Below are 16,481 nucleotides of genomic sequence, written 5' to 3'. Positions count from 1 at the left end.
CCTTTCTCACACGGGCATCACGGGCGCTTACGGCTCAAGCGCGCCCCCTTGCCCCATTTTCCGCAAACCGTCAACAATCTGTGCCAATGCCATGCTGAGCGAACCCTTTGCCAGCACTGCGTCGCCGTTACGGATCAACTCGGGCAGTTGCCCGACCATCTCGGCGCTGGTCTCAGTCCAAAGCCCACGCTTGCCCTCCGGCAAGGTCTGATGCAGCGCCTGCATCAGTGGACCGATGCAGTGAACCTGATCGACCTGAGCCATCGCGGCCACATCGGCCATGGCCGCGTGCATCGCGTGTTCCTGCGCACCTAGCTCTTTCATGTCGCCCAGAAAGGCGATCTTTCGATTACCTTGCGATGCAGCCAGCACGTCCAATGCGGCCTCCATCGATGTTGGGTTGGCGTTGTAGCTGTCATCAAACAGCTCGATCTGATCGCCACCAGGCAGCGTGATAACTTCACGCACCCCGCGACCTTTGACCGGGGACCAGCGGCGTAGGCCAGCAACGGCCTGATCCAGATCGACGCCCAGTTCGACGCAAGCCGCCAGAGCGGCCAGCGCGTTCATCGCAAAATGCGTTCCCGCCGATTGAACGTTGAACGAGATATTGTTTTCGCCAACCTTACCCTGCGCCTGAAGGCTGTCCGTGCCCTGCTCCACCTCGGTCAGAGCGTAATCTTGGGCCGTTCGACCAAAATCGACAATCTTCGCGCCCAGCGCCTGCGCACAGCTGCGCAGGATGTCGGCGTGTTTGATATCGGCGTTCACGATGGCGGCCCCGCCCTTGGTCAACCCGTCGAAAATCGCGGCCTTCTCATGGGCGATCCCCGCGACCGAGTCGAACGCTTCGAGATGCACCGCAGCCACCGTCGTCACCAGCCCCACATGCGGCTGCGCCTGACGCGCCAGAGGGGCGATCTCGCCCGGGTGGTTCATGCCGATTTCGATCACGGCAAACTCAGTATCGCACGGCATCCGCGCCAATGTCAGCGGGACACCCCAATGATTGTTGTAGCTGGCGACGCTTGCATGGGTTTTTCCTTGGGCTTCCAATATGCTGGCCAGCATTTCCTTGGTTGAGGTTTTGCCGACACTGCCTGTCACCCCCACTACGCGCGCCGCCGTCCGGGCACGGGCCGCCTGCCCCAAAGCTTCCAGCCCGGTTTGCACGTCATCAACGATCAAGAGCGGCGCATCTTCGGATACGTCTTCAGGAATGCGGGATACCAGCGCGGCACCTGCCCCTTTATCCAGCGCTTGCGCGACGAAATCATGGCCGTCGCGGGCAGCTTTGAGCGCGACGAACAGGTCTCCGGGTTCCAAGGTGCGGGTGTCGATCGAGACCCCACTCACCTGCCAATCGGTGGTGGCGCGTCCATCGGTGGCTTCGGCGGCCTCGGCTGCGGTCCAGAGCGTCATGCGACCCTCCCGTCCAACGCAGCGACCGAGATACTGGCCTGTTCCACGTCATCAAAGGGCAGAACCTGATCGCCAACGATCTGGCCAGTCTCGTGACCTTTGCCCGCGATCAACAGGGCGTCACCCGGTTGCAACGCATCGATGCCGCGCAGGATCGCTTCGGCCCGATCGCCGACTTCAGTCGCTTCAGGTGCGCCAAGCATAACAGCGGCGCGGATGGTCGCAGGGTCTTCGCTACGGGGGTTATCGTCGGTAACGAAGACCAGATCTGCATTCTCTGCGGCCGCCTGCCCCATGAGAGGGCGTTTAGTGGCATCCCGATCCCCACCTGCGCCAACAATGGCGATCAGACGACCCATCACATGAGGGCGCATCGCTTTCAGCGCTGTAGCAACCGCATCCGGCGTATGCGCGTAATCGACAAACACCGCCGCGCCGTTGTTGCGGGTGGCGGCCAGTTGCATTCGGCCCCGGACCGTTGTCAGATGCGGCAGGGTTTCGAAAACGCGGTCGGGGTCCTCTCCTGCCGCGATAACCAGACCGCAGGCCAGCAGGACGTTTTCAGCCTGAAATCCGCCGATCAGGTTCAGACGGGTTTGATATGTCTTGCCTTTCCACGAAAAACGCAAGTCTTGCCCGGTTGCGTCAAAGCGTTGGTTCAACAGGCAAAGATCAGAGCCTTCAGGTCCTACGGTGATAATATTTTGCCCCCGCGCCTCAGCGATCTTGCGCATCTCGACGCCCTTCGGATCGCCAAGGTTTATCACCGCGACCCCGTCCTCGGGCAGCACACGGTCAAACAGACCGGCCTTAGCGGCGAAATAGGCCTCGAACGTATCGTGATAGTCCAGATGGTCCTGCGTGAAATTCGAGAACCCGGCTGCTGCCAAATGCACTCCATCCAGCCGACGTTGTTCAAGGCCGTGAGATGAGGCCTCCATCGCCGCATGGGTCACACCATTGTCGGCTGCCTCGGCCAGACAGCGGTGCAGCGTGATCGGCTCGGGCGTGGTATGCGCCAAAGGCGCGGTCCATGCACCTTCAACCCCGGTGGTGCCCAGGTTGACGGCGGCGAGGTCCAACTCGGTCCAGATCTGTCGCACGAAGCTGGCCACGGATGTTTTACCGTTAGTGCCAGTGACCGCCACGATGGTTTGCGGCTGAGCGCCGAACCAAAGTGCCGCGGCCCCGGCCAAGGCCTGACGGGGGTCTTGGGTCACGATCAGCGCAGCGTCGGATGCGGCCAGTTCTTTGGCAGCGAGCTCGGCCCCTTCTGCGTCTGTGAGAATGGCGGTTGCCCCCATACGCAGGGCGTATTGGATAAACTCTCCGCCATGAACGCGAGTGCCGGGAAGGGCAGCAAAGAGGAAGCCGTCTTTCACGTCACGGCTGTCGACGGCCAGTCCGGTGATGTCGGGATTCGCCCCGCCCCGTGCGGTCAGGGCCAGTTGGCTAAGTTTCTTTGACCGATTGCCCATGACCCACCTCTTGTCCGACGGCCTAATTTGAGGTCAGCGTTATAGCAGCGCGCGCCTCAGGCTCAAGCCGGGGTCTGAGCCCCAAGAGCGGTGCCACGCGCCCGATCAGTTCAGCGGCAACCGGAACAGCAGTCCAGCCTGCGGTGCGGCGCTTTTCGCCATAGGCGACAATCGAGGGCTCATCCAGCGTGACGATCAGCACATATTTCGGATCATAAGCCGGGAAGATAGTGGCGAAAGTGGCGATAACCTTGTCGTCATAATACCCACCGCGTGGCTTGGGCTTGTCGGCGGTGCCGGTTTTGCCGGCTACGTCATAGCCTTTGACATCCCCAAAGCTGGCGGTGCCATCCGTGACCACTTTGCGCAGCATGTTCTGCGCTTGTTTGGCCGTGATTTCGGACATCACGCGTGGGCCGTATTGCGGACCATTGCGGCGCAGGATGGTCGGGCTGACATAGTGCCCGCCATTGGCAATCGCAGCGTACCCAGCGGCCAGATGCATTGGGCTGGTCGACAAGCCGTGGCCATAGGAGATGGTCACAGTGCTCAACTCGCCCCATTTCTTGGGCTTGAGAGGCTGCCCGCCTTTGGCTTCAACGATTTCAAATGGGGTTGGGTCGAACATTCCCAATGCGTTCAGGAAGTCCTGCTGCCGCTTGGCCCCAATTTGCAAGGCCAGGCGCCCAGTGCCCCGGTTTGAGCTATGGACGATCACATCGGCCACGCTGATCTCGCCATAGTTCTTGCCGTTGAATTCGCCGATCGGGAAACGCCCGATTTTCATCGGGCCGGATGTGTCGATGATCGTGTTGGAATTGACCAGACCCAACTGAACGGCCTGCGCGGCGGTGAAGATTTTGAAGACTGAGCCCAACTCATACACACCCTGCACATAGCGGTTAAACAACGGGCTGTCCGAGGGGTCAAAGCCCGACGTCGGCGGGCGTGGACGATCATTTGGGTCGAATGACGGCAGTGAAGCGGCCGAGACAACCTCACCCGTATGGGCGTTCATCAGTACCGCCGATGCCCCCTTGGCATTCATGATCTTCATGCCACCATAGAGCACTTGTTCAACGGCTGCCTGAACGGTCAGGTCCAGCGACAGTTGCAGGGGTTTGTTGCCATTGGCCGGATCGCGCAGATAATCGTCGAATTGTTTTTCGACACCCGCAACGCCGATCACTTCAGCTGCACTGACACCTTCACGACCAAATCCCGAGCCACCCAGAATGTGCGCCGCCAGTCGGCCATTGGGATATAGCCGCATTTCACGTGGTCCGAACAGGATACCTGGATCACCAATGTCATGCACGGCCTGCTTCTGCTCGGGCGAGATGCGTTTCTTGATCCATAGGAACTTACGCTTGCCGGTGAAATCCTTGACCAGCCGCTCTTTTTCGAGATCGGGGAAAATCGCCACAAGTTGATCCGCGGCGGCGATCGGGTCAATCATCAGCGGCGGCTGGGCGTAGACGGAATAGGTGTCGAGATTGGTCGCGAGAATGCGTCCTTCGCGATCAACGATGTTCGCGCGTTGCATCGCGATGGTAGCACCCGGCGCACTGGCCAGCGGTTCCTGCGCTTCAGACGTGGCCAAAACGCCCATACGGAAACCCACCACCGAGAAAGCGCAGAAGAAGAACAGGCCCAATACCAGCAGGCGGCCTTCGGCGCGCGCGCGGGCGCGGTCTTTCATGTCTTCGTGACGTTTGCGGATATTCTCCCGCTCGATCGTCTTCGGGTTCTCGCCTTTGGCGCGTGCATCGAGAATGCGGGCCAGAGGGCGGAGCGGTGTTCGGGTCATGGGAACTGCACCTCACCAAGTGCCTGCGTCTCGGCAATCGCCTGCAGTTCAAGCGGGTCGACAATGGGCAGGTCCGGATCTTCACCATAAGAAATCTGGTCCGCGCGGCCAAACTGTTCGGCGCGCAGAGGCAGCAGACCGAGACGCTCGAAATTCAGGTCTGCTAGTTCACGTAGACGATCCGGCCGGTTCAGATAGGCCCATTCAGCGTTCAGCACCGCCAGTCGTGCCTGCGCCATACCGATCTGGCCCTGCAATGACTGAGTTTCCTTCACCACCTGTTGGGTGCGGTAGTTTTCCTGATAGGCCCAGAGCGCCAGCCCAAAGACAGAAAGGGCCGTCAACATATACAAAATACTCTTCATCTTGCCCTTCCCCCCAGTTCCGGCATCCCGATGGCCCGAGCCTCAATTTCACCCGCCGGAGCATCTGTACGAATGGCGACACGCAGCTTAGCCGAGCGTGCGCGTGGATTTTCTTTCAGTTCCTGCTCATCCGGCCCCACAGCTTTACGGGTTTTGAGGGTGAATTGCGGCTGTTCCTGCTCCAATTCGGGTGCATAGCGGTTCGCGCGGCCTGTCTTGCCCGCGCGCGATTGGAAGAACCGCTTGACCATCCGGTCCTCAATAGAATGGAAAGTGACCACAGCCAGCTGCCCGCCCGGCTTCAAAGCGCGTTCTGCTGCCATAAGACCTTGAAACAGCTCTTCATATTCCGCATTCACAGCAATCCGCAGTCCTTGAAAGCTGCGCGTCGCCGGGTGTGACTGACCGGGTTTCGGGCGCGGCAGGCAGGATTCGATAATCTCGACCAACCGCAAAGTCGTTGTGATCGGCTCTTCGGCCCGCGCCTTCACGATGGCTTTGGCAATGCGACGGCTGGCGCGTTCTTCGCCGAAATGGAACAGGATGTCGGCCAGTTGCGTCTCGGTTGCCGTATTGATCAAATCAGCAGCGCTTTCACCCTCCTGGCTCATCCGCATGTCGAGCGGACCGTCTTTCATGAAGGAAAAGCCACGTTCTGCCTGATCTAATTGCATTGAAGAAACGCCGAGGTCCAGCACGACGCCGTCCAGATTTTGCGCATAATCATCCATGCGCGAAAACACACCCTGCTGCATCACCAACCGATCACCGTATTCACTGGCCCAATCCGCGGCCATCTCAAAGGCCAGTGGATCGCGATCCACACCAATGACCTTCTCGGCCCCGACTTCGAGCAGACCGCGCGTGTATCCACCTGCACCAAAGGTTCCGTCCAGCCAAATGCCGGACACAGGCGCCACTGCAGCCAGCAACGGGCGTAGTAAAACAGGGATGTGAGGTTTGTCCGATGAGCTTTGAGCGCCGGCCATGCCGTCACCCGTCCCCAATGCCGTCGAGATACTGCATCGGATCGAAATCCTCTGGCAGATCGTCCAGCCATTCCTCGGTCGTGGCCAGTTCCTCGGCCTCGTATGTCTCGGGCTTCCAGATCTGAAAGGTATCACCAGCGGCGATAAAGAATGCCTCGTTCTCAAGATCGATCTTGTTACGCAACTTGGCGGGCAGAACCAGACGGCCAGTTTCGTCCACATTGGTCGGAAAGGACTGACCGTGGAACATCCGCTGCAGCATCCGACGCTGCATCGAGCCACGCGGCAGCGCGTCGATCTTGGCGTCCACCTCGTCGATCGCTTCCATCGTATAGCATTCAAGGTATTTGCGGCGGTGGTCGCCATAAACGATCACAAGCTCAGGATTGTCACCGGGCTGCCAGTTGGGATCGGACGCTTCAAGCACACGGCGAAACGAGGCCGGGATCGAGACCCTGCCCTTCGCATCCACCTTATGGTGGCTTTCACCTCTAAACCTGCGCGCCAAGACGACTGTCCCTTTCGCTTGCGCCCCACCTCAAAATTCACGTTCCCCCCGGATGAAAAACGGCGGGTTGATCTGCTGCCACTGATCAACCCGCCGCATTGACCCGCTTTGCGGGATGTCCAGCTGCGCGCGCCACCTGGGGGGATGTCTGCTCGCCCGCGCGCCGGATCTGTTGATTGATGAAAGCGAGATGCCTGTATGAAACCTGTTTTTGTATTTTTGGTTCGGGGTCGTTTGGTGCCCCTTAACTGCCCTCGCCCTCATCGGGTAAACAAGGGATGCCATGGGAAATCATGGAAATCAACAGGAATTTTGCAAGAAGAGAACTGATTCTGGCTTCAGAATAAGGTTAAAGCAATCGAAATCAGGGTTAAATGCACCATAAATTGTGATCTTTGTATCCGTCAACACCACATATGCGCAACCCAGCGTTGAAAAATTTTTTCCCACGAATTCCCATTAAACTTCCTAATTGGCGATAAATCCGGTGCAAGCCCCCATGAAATCCAACCAAACAGGACGAATCGCGATCGCTTAGGAGGCCATTCCCATAGTCGACCCATGCTTTCCCATGGCACCGTCACACCACGAGCTGGATCAGAGGCGAACAGCTCTACCCCCCTCTTGATCTGACACAACATGCCCAAACAAATGCCAATCCCGCTTAAGGGATAAGCACCTTTAATCACGGCACCTGAACTGGCAAAAAGCCAACCGCATGCGAAAACCTATATTTTAAAGGCAATTATTGGGGTAGCCCGGTTTATCCCGACAATCCATGCGCTTGCTGCATAGCAGCATTGACGGCGCGAGCTATTGTGCAATCGCAGCATTTGCCTATCTTCAGTCTCAAGCAAGCGCCGGACGATGCCGGCAGCAACAAGAATGAACGGATGATGAAGATGGCAGTCGCAAGCACACAAACAGGTCTGAAAGGCGCTCCAGTATTTGGAGTCGCAGCACTGATTGAAACCGTAAAGACCCGCGTTGCGCGCTACCGCCTGTACCGCCAGACGGTAAACGAACTGTCGGCACTGTCGGATCGCGAGCTGGCCGATCTGGGCCTGCACCGTTCGATGATCCGTCGGCTGGCCCAGCAGGCCACCGAAGAGCAAATCGCGCAGTAAGCGCGACACAGATACTGAGATCAGGCCCATCCTCCTCCCTTTTGGGTCTGTAATCAGCGGCAACGTCTCTCCTCCTCCCTGACGTTGCCGCACCTAATACCGGCCCTGACTGCCGGAAGCCGATACATCGGGGCTCTCCTCCTCCCTGCCTCGATGTTGAAAGCGCGCGGCGACGCCTTCCTCCTCCCTGACGTCGCCGCGTCTTCCTCATACCGGGATCAAACCCGGGCTCGGATACATCGGGGCTTCCTCCTCCCTGCCTTGATGTAGAAAAGAACGGCGGTTCCTCTCCTCCCTGGGAACCGCCGTTTTTCGTTTTTTGGCGCACAAGATGTAAGCTGGGGCCGTGAACGATTTTCAGGAGTGTCCCATGGCCGCCTATTTCATCGCCCAGATTTCCATTCATGACCCGGATGGATACCAGAAATACCTTGAAGGCTTCATGCCGATCTTTGACCGGCATGGCGGGCGCCTGCTGACCATATCCTCAAAGCCCGTTGAAGTGATCGAAGGCAGTTGGGCAGAAGACGGGATCGTGCTGATGGAGTTTCCGGACATGGCTGCCGCAAACGCGTGGAAGGACGATCCGGACTATGTTGAGCTGGCCAAGATCAGGCAACAAACGGCGACAGCGAATCTGGTGCTGGTCGAAGGGCTGTAAGCGTCAGAACGGCACGTCATCCTTCGCGGTCAGAAAGCGCGAGACGACCTTTTTCGTTCCGGCCTTGTCAAAATCGACCTCAACCTTGTCGCCCTCGATGCCGATTACTGCCCCATAACCGAACTTCTGGTGAAACACCCGCTCACCCAGAGTAAAGCTGGCGACCGCTGTGGCGTCGATCACGGTATTCCGGCTTTCTTTCGGTTGAGACATTCCATACTGTCCCTGCCGCGCCTGCATCCGTTTCCATCCCGGCGAGTTATAGACATTCGCCTCGGCCGCGCGGGTTTCGATACTGGCCGTGGTTTGCCCACCACCATACAGACCTGGCGGCGTCAGCACTTCCACATGATCTTCGGGTAACTCATCAATGAACCGGGACGGCATCGAGTTCTGCCATTGTCCGAACACCCGTCGGTTGGCTGCAAAGGAAATCGTACAGACTTCTTCTGCCCGGGTGATGCCGACATAGGCCAGCCTCCGTTCTTCTTCGAGGCCTTTGAGACCGGATTCGTCCATCGAACGCTGCGAGGGGAATAACCCATCCTCCCAACCCGGCAGGAACACGGCGGGAAACTCAAGCCCCTTCGCCGCGTGCAGGGTCATGATCGAGACCTTGGCCCCGTCTGTTTCCTTTTCATTGTCCATGACCAGACTGACATGTTCCAGAAACCCTTGCAGATTCTCGAAATTGTCCAACTGATTGACCAGTTCTTTTAAGTTTTCCAACCGCCCCGGCGCCTCGGGCGTCTTTTCATTCTGCCAATGGGCGGTATAGCCGGATTCGTCCAAGACGATTTGCGCCAGTTCTATATGTGTATGCTCAGGTTCACCATAACGGATCGGCGACACACCGTCATCGATCACCGAGTCATCGTCCATCTCGATCCGGGGCCCGCGTGTCATGGCGTTCCACCGCGCCAGACCGTCGATCAATTCACGCAGCGCCTTGCCGCCCTTGCCCTTGATCAGGCCGTTATCGGCCGCGATCCGCGCGCCTTCGACCAGAGACACTCCGTTCTCGCGCGCCACCAACTGAATCGTCTGCTGCGCCTTGTCGCCGATGCCGCGTTTTGGCGTGTTTACGATCCGCTCGAAGGCCAGATCATCCTCGGGGCTGACCACCAGCCGGAAATAGGCCATGGCATCGCGAATCTCCATCCGCTCGTAGAATCGCGGCCCTCCGATCACTTTGTAAGGCAGACCGATGGTTAAAAACCGATCTTCAAACGCCCGCATCTGGTGCGAGGCGCGCACTAGGATCGCCATCTCATCGAGGTTCATCGGTCGCACGCCGCGCGTGCCACCCTGCATCGCGTCGATTTCCTCGCCGATCCAGCGCGCCTCTTCCTCGCCATCCCAATGGCCAATCAGACGGACCTTTTCGCCCTCTTCGCGGTCGGTCCAAAGCTCTTTGCCCAAACGGCTTTCATTGCCACGAATGACATTGGACGCCGCGGCCAGAATATGCGGGGTCGATCGGTAGTTTTGTTCCAGCCGAACTACAAATGCGCCGGGAAAATCCTTCTCAAAACGCAGGATGTTTCCCACCTCGGCACCGCGCCAGCCATAGATCGACTGATCGTCGTCACCGACGCAGCAGATATTCTTGTGTCCACCGGCTAGCAGGCGCAACCAGAGATATTGGGCGACGTTGGTGTCCTGATACTCGTCCACAAGGATGTAGCGGAACCAGCGCTGGTATTGCTCCAGCACGTCCGGGTGGGTCTGGAAGATCGTGACCATATGCAACAGCAGATCGCCGAAATCCACCGCGTTTAACTCGCGCAGGCGGGTCTGGTACTGGGCATAAAGCTCGATACCCTTATGATTATAGGCTCCGGCATCTGCGGCAGGCACCTTATCGGGCGTCAAGGCTCGGTTTTTCCAGTCATCGATGATCCCTGCCAGCATCCGCGCGGGCCAGCGTTTGTCATCGATATTGGCGGCTTGAGTAAGCTGTTTCAGCAGCCGTTTCTGATCATCGCTGTCCAGAATGGTGAAATTAGACTTTAGCCCGACCAATTCCGCGTGGCGACGCAACAGCTTGACACAAATCGCATGAAACGTGCCCAGCCAGGGCATTCCCTCGGCGGGTCGACCCAGCATGCGCCCTACGCGCTGTTTCATCTCGCGCGCGGCCTTGTTGGTGAAGGTCACCGCCAGAATCTCGTTCTCACGCACGCGGTGGGTTCTAAGCAGATGCGTGATCCGTGCGGTCAGCGCTTTGGTCTTACCTGTTCCCGCGCCCGCCAGCATCAACACCGGACCATCCAGCCGTTCAACAGCTTCGCGCTGTGCCGGGTTGAGATCATTGAGATACTCTGCCGAGGGCACAGGCATCGCCCGCGCCGACAGTGAGGCGCCCTCGAAGGCGTCCATTTCATCAAAACTGCTCATGGGTTCAAACTACGCTGGATGCGCGCCAAGGGAAAGGGTTTGTTCACGCCTTGTTCACAAGGATTTTGCCGCCGCATTCATTGAATTCTAAACAATCACCCACTGCCGTTAACCCCCTGTCAAACCTTGGCAATGATGCTTGGTTCAATGCAGTGGGAGTGCGGAATATGAAATTGAAGGATCGGCGACCGCTTGTCCATCGCCTGAAATGGGCGGGAATCACCATTCTGCTTATAGCGCTGGCTGCGACCGCGGGATGGAGCATTTATGCGCTGCCCGCTCCGGTCGTAGATCGTATGCTCAGAACCGATATTCTTAAACAGGCCGAGCTTTGGAAGCGCCGGGTTGTGTTGCATCTGGAGGATCCAGAAACCGCCCTGCGCACAGGGCAAATCGATCATCATGATGCCGAGTTTCTTTCTACAATGCCCGAGGCTTCGGATGTTTATCGCTTCAAACTGTTCGACACGTCCGGACGGGTGGTCTGGTCGACCCGCCCCGAGGAAATCGGCACCTCGGAACCGCGAAACTTCTTTCGCAGTGACGTGGCGCGGGGCATGACCCACTACATTCAGGAAACTGTTCCTTTGTCCGAAATTGACGGGCTTGATCTGCACACGGAAAACACCAGCAAAACCACCCAGCATCACGTGGCCGAGGTATTCATGCCGATCACCAAGAACGGCCGCTTCATAGGCGCGATCGAGTTCTTTACGGATTTCACCGACCTGCGCAGTACATTCATTTACCGGTTGCGGGTTTCTCTGGCCATTCTAAGCGGGATTGCCCTGTTTGCGTTGAGTGCGGTGAGTCTGGTGACCTATCGCACCAACCGGTATCAGCTCCAGTCGCTGAAAAACAGGTCAGACAAGGAACGCGAGCTAATGGATGATCAACTGCGCCTCGCGCGCGAGGTGCGCCTGCTGGGTGAGTTGAATGAATGGCTGCAATCCAGCCGGTCATTGGATGAGCTCTTCGATATGGTATCGCGTTTCATGACCCACATCCTGCCTGAGGCCGAGGGCAGCGTATATGTCTATTCAAACTCGCGCGATGTGCTGGATGGCTGTGCCAGCTGGAATGGTGGCTCGCACAAAGCCCACATTCATCCCGAGGGGTGCTGGGGTCTGCGACGTGGACGGACTTATGAATTCGGTGCCTCCGAGGTCGATTTTGTCTGCGAACATGCTGAACCTCACGACGGGCGACCTTATTTCTGCTTTCCCATTCTTGCCCATGGCGAGACAGTGGGTTTGCTGCATCTGCGCGCTCATGAAGGCAGCGGAGAGGCGTTCCATAACAGTAAGAAACTGGCACAGCTGTGTGCAGAGCAAATCAGCATGGCCATCGCGAATGTCAGAATGCGGGATCAGTTGCATGACCAGTCCGTTCGCGATCCGCTGACCGGATTGTTCAATCGCCGCCACATGACTGAGACACTGCGCAAAGCCATCAGTCGCAGTCAGCAAACCGGCTCTCCGCTGAGCCTGATCGCGGTGGACGTGGATCATTTCAAAAAGTTTAACGACACGCATGGGCATGACGCAGGTGACATGGTGCTGCGCGCGGTTGGATCGGCCCTTGAAACTGGGTGTGATCGGGATGAAGTGGCCTGCCGGATCGGAGGTGAGGAATTCATGCTGATCCTACCGGACAATACTCCGGATGATGCGATGACCCGTGCGGAACAGATCCGGCAGGCAGTCGAAGCGATCACGGTTCGGTATGGCGAGAAATCACTACCGCGCATCACCATCTCAGTTGGGCTTGCACATTATCCGACCCACGGTGTGATGCCGCAGGATCTGATGCGTGTTGCTGATGATGCGCTGTATGCGGCGAAGGACAAAGGTCGCAATCAGGTGCAGGTTGGAAAATCCAATCAGACCGTCACGGACATTGCCGATCGAAAAAGGCCGGCGGTTTCAGGTTCCTCGACCTCTCTTGCTAAGCTTTAAGCCTATGCCAGTCGTTGCCTGCTTGCGACCGGCATGGCGTCTAGGAATTCGCTGATCTTGAAATCTTGGCCCTGTGCGCTTCCGAATCACTCGGATTGAGACGGATTTCAGAAGTGAAATCCTCAGCCCTAAGCACATAGGGTACAGAAAATCTGACATCATAGATACAGTATTTGATGCTGCGGCGCAGCGCGTGTAAAGAAAAGCGGTAATAGGCGGCGATTGCGAGCGTTAACATGCCGGTTCTACCCAGAACTACATATGTACGTGGCTGTATTGTCCGCCTATTCACAAGGCCACACCTAGTAAAGACCGGGACCTGCAATGACAGACTTCAAGAAAATCCTGATCGCCAACCGCGGCGAGATTGCCATTCGCGTGATGCGCGCTGCCAACGAGATGGGCAAACGGACCGTCGCGGTTTTTGCCGAGGAAGACAAGTTGGGGCTGCATCGTTTTAAGGCGGATGAGGCATATCGTATTGGTGCGGATCTGGGACCGGTCGCGGCCTATCTTTCGATCGACGAGATTATCCGAGTTGCCAAGGAATGTGGCGCGGATGCAATCCATCCCGGTTACGGCTTGCTGTCCGAGAACCCGGATTTCGTAGATGCCTGTGTTCAGAATGGCATTACCTTTATTGGTCCCAAGGCCGAAACCATGCGCGCATTGGGCGATAAGGCCAGCGCCCGGAAAGTGGCGATTGCGGCTGACGTTCCAGTTATCCCGGCAACTGAAGTATTGGGCGACGACATGGCTGCCATCAAAACTGAAGCGGCCGAGATTGGGTATCCATTGATGCTGAAAGCCAGCTGGGGCGGCGGCGGGCGCGGAATGCGTCCGATCCTGTCCGAAGATGAGCTGGAAGAGAAGGTTCTGGAAGGACGTCGCGAGGCCGAAGCGGCGTTTGGCAATGGCGAGGGTTATCTGGAGAAGATGATCACCCGCGCCCGCCATGTCGAGGTTCAGATTCTCGGCGACAAACATGGCGAGATCTATCACCTCTATGAACGTGACTGCTCGGTCCAGCGCCGCAACCAGAAAGTCGTTGAGCGCGCCCCTGCCCCTTACCTGACCGACGAACAGCGTGCCGAAATCTGCGAGCTGGGCCGCCGCATCTGCGCCCATGTAAACTATGAATGCGCGGGCACGGTTGAATTCCTGATGGATATGAACACCGGTAAGTTCTACTTCATCGAGGTCAATCCGCGCGTGCAAGTCGAGCACACTGTCACCGAAGAGGTAACGGGCATCGACATCGTGCAGGCGCAAATCCTGATTGCCGAGGGCAAGACGCTGGCCGAGGCTACCGGCAAAACCAGCCAGGACGAGATCCGCCTGAACGGTCACGCCCTGCAAACCCGAGTGACCACCGAAGACCCGCTGAACAACTTCATCCCCGACTATGGCCGCATCACCGCCTATCGCTCGGCCACCGGCATGGGCATCCGTCTGGACGGCGGCACCGCCTATGCGGGCGGGGTGATCACGCGGTATTACGATTCGCTGCTGACCAAGGTGACCGCATGGGCGCCGACGCCCGAAAAGGCGATTGCCCGTATGGACCGCGCCCTGCGCGAGTTTCGTGTGCGCGGTGTCAGCACCAACATCGCCTTTGTCGAGAACCTGCTGAAGCACCCGACTTTCCTGTCGAATGAATACACCACCAAGTTCATCGACGAGACACCGGACCTGTTCGCCTTCAAAAAGCGCCGCGACCGGGGCACCAAGGTCCTGAACTATATCGCCGACATCACGGTGAACGGGCACCCCGAGACCAAGGACCGCCCCGAACCGCGCGCCGACCTGAAAGAGGCCAAAGCCCCCGCGCCCAAGGCGGAACCGATGATGGGCACCCGCAACCTGCTGGAGCAAAAAGGCCCGCAGGCAGTTGCCGACTGGATGAAGGCGCAGCGGCAACTGCTGATCACTGACACCACCATGCGTGACGGGCACCAGTCCCTGCTGGCCACCCGGATGCGCTCGATCGACATGATCAAGGTAGCGCCAAGTTATGCGGCGAACCTCCCCCAGTTGTTCAGCGTTGAATGTTGGGGTGGCGCGACTTTTGATGTGGCCTATCGCTTTCTGCAGGAATGCCCGTGGCAGCGTTTGCGCGACCTGCGCGAGGCAATGCCGAACCTGATGACCCAGATGTTACTGCGTGGCGCAAACGGGGTTGGCTATACAAACTATCCCGACAATGTGGTGCAGGAGTTCGTGCGGCAAGCCTCGCAGAATATCGACGTGTTCCGCGTTTTCGACTCGCTGAACTGGGTCGAGAACATGCGCGTCGCCATGGATGCAGTGATCGAGAACGGTAAGATCTGTGAAGGTACAGTCTGTTATACCGGCGATATCCTCGACCCGGATCGCGCCAAGTATGACCTGAAATATTATGTCGGTATGGCAAAAGAGCTGCGAGATGCGGGCGCGCATGTTCTTGGCCTGAAAGACATGGCGGGCTTGTTGAAACCAGCCTCGGCACGCATTTTGATCCGCGCGCTTAAGGAAGAGGTCGGCCTGCCGATCCACTTCCACACCCACGATACGGCCGGTATCGCCAGCGCCACTATTCTGGCGGCCTCTGAGGCGGGCGTGGACGCGGTGGATTGCGCGATGGACAGCTTCTCCGGCAACACCAGCCAAGCAACATTGGGGACCGTGGTCGAGGCGCTGCGTCATACCGAGCGTGACACCGGGCTGGACATCAAGGCCATCCGCGAGATCAGCGACTATTTCGAGGCCGTCCGTGGCCAATACGCGGCCTTCGAATCCAGCCTGCAGGCCCCGGCCTCCGAGGTCTATCTGCACGAGATGCCCGGCGGTCAGTTTACCAACCTAAAGGCACAGGCGCGTTCGCTGGGTCTAGAGGAGCGTTGGCACGAGGTCGCCCAGATGTACGCCGATGTGAACCAGATGTTCGGTGATATCGTCAAGGTGACACCGTCGTCCAAAGTGGTCGGTGACATGGCACTGATGATGGTAAGTCAGAACATGACACGTGAACAGGTTGAAGACCCGGCCACCGACGTCGCCTTCCCTGACTCGGTCGTGGACATGATGCGCGGCAATCTGGGTCAACCTCCGGGCGGGTTCCCTAACACGATCATCACCAAGGTACTAAAAGACGAAGTACCGAATACGGAACGCCCCGGCAAAAATGTCGAGGCCGTCGATCTGGAAGCCACCCGCGCCGATCTGTCCAAACAGCTTGAGGGCAAAGAGGTCGATGACGAGGACCTGAACGGCTATCTGATGTATCCCAAGGTGTTCCTGGATTACATGGGCCGCCACCGGACCTATGGCCCGGTCCGTACCCTGCCCACGCGCACCTTCTTCTATGGCATGGAACCCGGCGAAGAAATTACTGCCGAGATTGACCCCGGCAAAACGCTGGAAATTCGCTGTCAGGCCATCGGCGAGACCGACGAAAACGGCGAAGTGCGCGTGTTCTTTGAACTCAATGGCCAACCACGTGTGATCCGCGTGCCGAACCGGATGGTCAAAGCCACTACTGCGCAGCGGCCCAAAGCCGAAGTTGGGAATCCCGACCATATTGGCGCGCCGATGCCGGGCGTCGTGGCCACCGTTGCCGTCTCGGCAGGTCAAGAAGTACACGAAGGCGATCTGCTGCTGACCATCGAAGCGATGAAGATGGAAACCGGCATCCACGCCGAGCGAGACGCAACGGTCAAGGCCGTCCACGTCCAACCCGGCGGCCAGATTGACGCCAAGGACCTGCTGGTCGAACTGGAATAAG

General features: G+C 58.2%; 11 protein-coding genes. 4 read left to right on the top strand and 7 right to left on the bottom strand.

All coding sequences use genetic code 11. From position 1 onward, the window contains the following. Positions 1-27: 27 nt before the first annotated feature. The 6 genes from ACR0DU_RS08805 to mraZ are packed head-to-tail and all read right to left on the bottom strand — an operon-like array spanning position 28 to position 6,572. Complete coding sequence (locus ACR0DU_RS08805; protein WP_480873716.1) at positions 28-1,422, bottom strand: UDP-N-acetylmuramoyl-tripeptide--D-alanyl-D-alanine ligase; 1,395 nt, start codon at positions 1,420-1,422, stop codon at positions 28-30. Further along, complete coding sequence (locus tag ACR0DU_RS08800; protein WP_480873713.1) at positions 1,419-2,900, bottom strand: UDP-N-acetylmuramoyl-L-alanyl-D-glutamate--2,6-diaminopimelate ligase; 1,482 nt, start codon at positions 2,898-2,900, stop codon at positions 1,419-1,421. The genes ACR0DU_RS08805 and ACR0DU_RS08800 overlap by 4 nt, the downstream gene beginning before the upstream one ends. A 22-nt stretch (positions 2,901-2,922) precedes the next feature. Beyond that, the gene (locus ACR0DU_RS08795) at positions 2,923-4,710 is read right to left on the bottom strand and encodes a peptidoglycan D,D-transpeptidase FtsI family protein (protein WP_170775303.1); all 1,788 of its coding nucleotides are present in this window, start codon (positions 4,708-4,710) and stop codon (positions 2,923-2,925) included. Continuing rightward, positions 4,707-5,075 (bottom strand): cell division protein FtsL, encoded by a 369-nt coding sequence (ftsL, locus tag ACR0DU_RS08790; protein ID WP_170476976.1) that lies wholly within the window; start codon positions 5,073-5,075, stop codon positions 4,707-4,709. The genes ACR0DU_RS08795 and ftsL overlap by 4 nt, the downstream gene beginning before the upstream one ends. Next, a complete protein-coding gene (rsmH, locus tag ACR0DU_RS08785; RefSeq protein ID WP_480873710.1) occupies positions 5,072-6,064 on the bottom strand; it encodes a 16S rRNA (cytosine(1402)-N(4))-methyltransferase RsmH in 993 nt (330 codons plus the stop codon). Before rsmH ends, ftsL begins: the two co-directional genes overlap by 4 nt. Before the next feature lie 4 nt (positions 6,065-6,068). Beyond that, positions 6,069-6,572, bottom strand: a complete 504-nt coding sequence (gene mraZ, locus ACR0DU_RS08780; protein ID WP_170543605.1) for a division/cell wall cluster transcriptional repressor MraZ — start codon at positions 6,570-6,572, stop codon at positions 6,069-6,071. Positions 6,573-7,474: 902 nt separating this feature from the next. Here mraZ and ACR0DU_RS08775 point away from each other — a divergent pair. Beyond that, complete coding sequence (locus tag ACR0DU_RS08775; protein WP_170543603.1) at positions 7,475-7,699, top strand: DUF1127 domain-containing protein; 225 nt, start codon at positions 7,475-7,477, stop codon at positions 7,697-7,699. Between the two features lie 370 nt (positions 7,700-8,069). Beyond that, positions 8,070-8,360: a DUF1330 domain-containing protein gene (locus ACR0DU_RS08770; RefSeq protein WP_010442602.1), complete on the top strand. Its 291-nt coding sequence runs from the start codon at positions 8,070-8,072 to the stop codon at positions 8,358-8,360. Positions 8,361-8,363: 3 nt separating this feature from the next. On the opposite strand, the gene ACR0DU_RS08765 is transcribed toward ACR0DU_RS08770, so the two are convergent. Beyond that, positions 8,364-10,760 carry an ATP-dependent helicase gene (locus tag ACR0DU_RS08765; RefSeq protein WP_480873707.1) on the bottom strand — a complete coding sequence of 799 codons (2,397 nt, stop codon included), beginning with the start codon at positions 10,758-10,760 and terminating at the stop codon, positions 8,364-8,366. Positions 10,761-10,927: 167 nt separating this feature from the next. Here ACR0DU_RS08765 and ACR0DU_RS08760 point away from each other — a divergent pair, with 167 nt between their 5' ends. Further along, positions 10,928-12,718, top strand: coding sequence for a sensor domain-containing diguanylate cyclase (locus tag ACR0DU_RS08760; protein WP_480873704.1), 1,791 nt, complete (start codon positions 10,928-10,930; stop codon positions 12,716-12,718). A 324-nt stretch (positions 12,719-13,042) separates the two neighbouring features. Continuing rightward, positions 13,043-16,480: a pyruvate carboxylase gene (locus ACR0DU_RS08755; RefSeq protein WP_480873701.1), complete on the top strand. Its 3,438-nt coding sequence runs from the start codon at positions 13,043-13,045 to the stop codon at positions 16,478-16,480. Position 16,481: the final 1 nt, after the last annotated feature.

The sequence above is a fragment of the Ruegeria sp. G2 genome (genome assembly GCF_056533505.1).
Note: the sequence above shows the minus strand (reverse complement) of the source record. Positions and strands in the feature narration are given on the sequence as shown.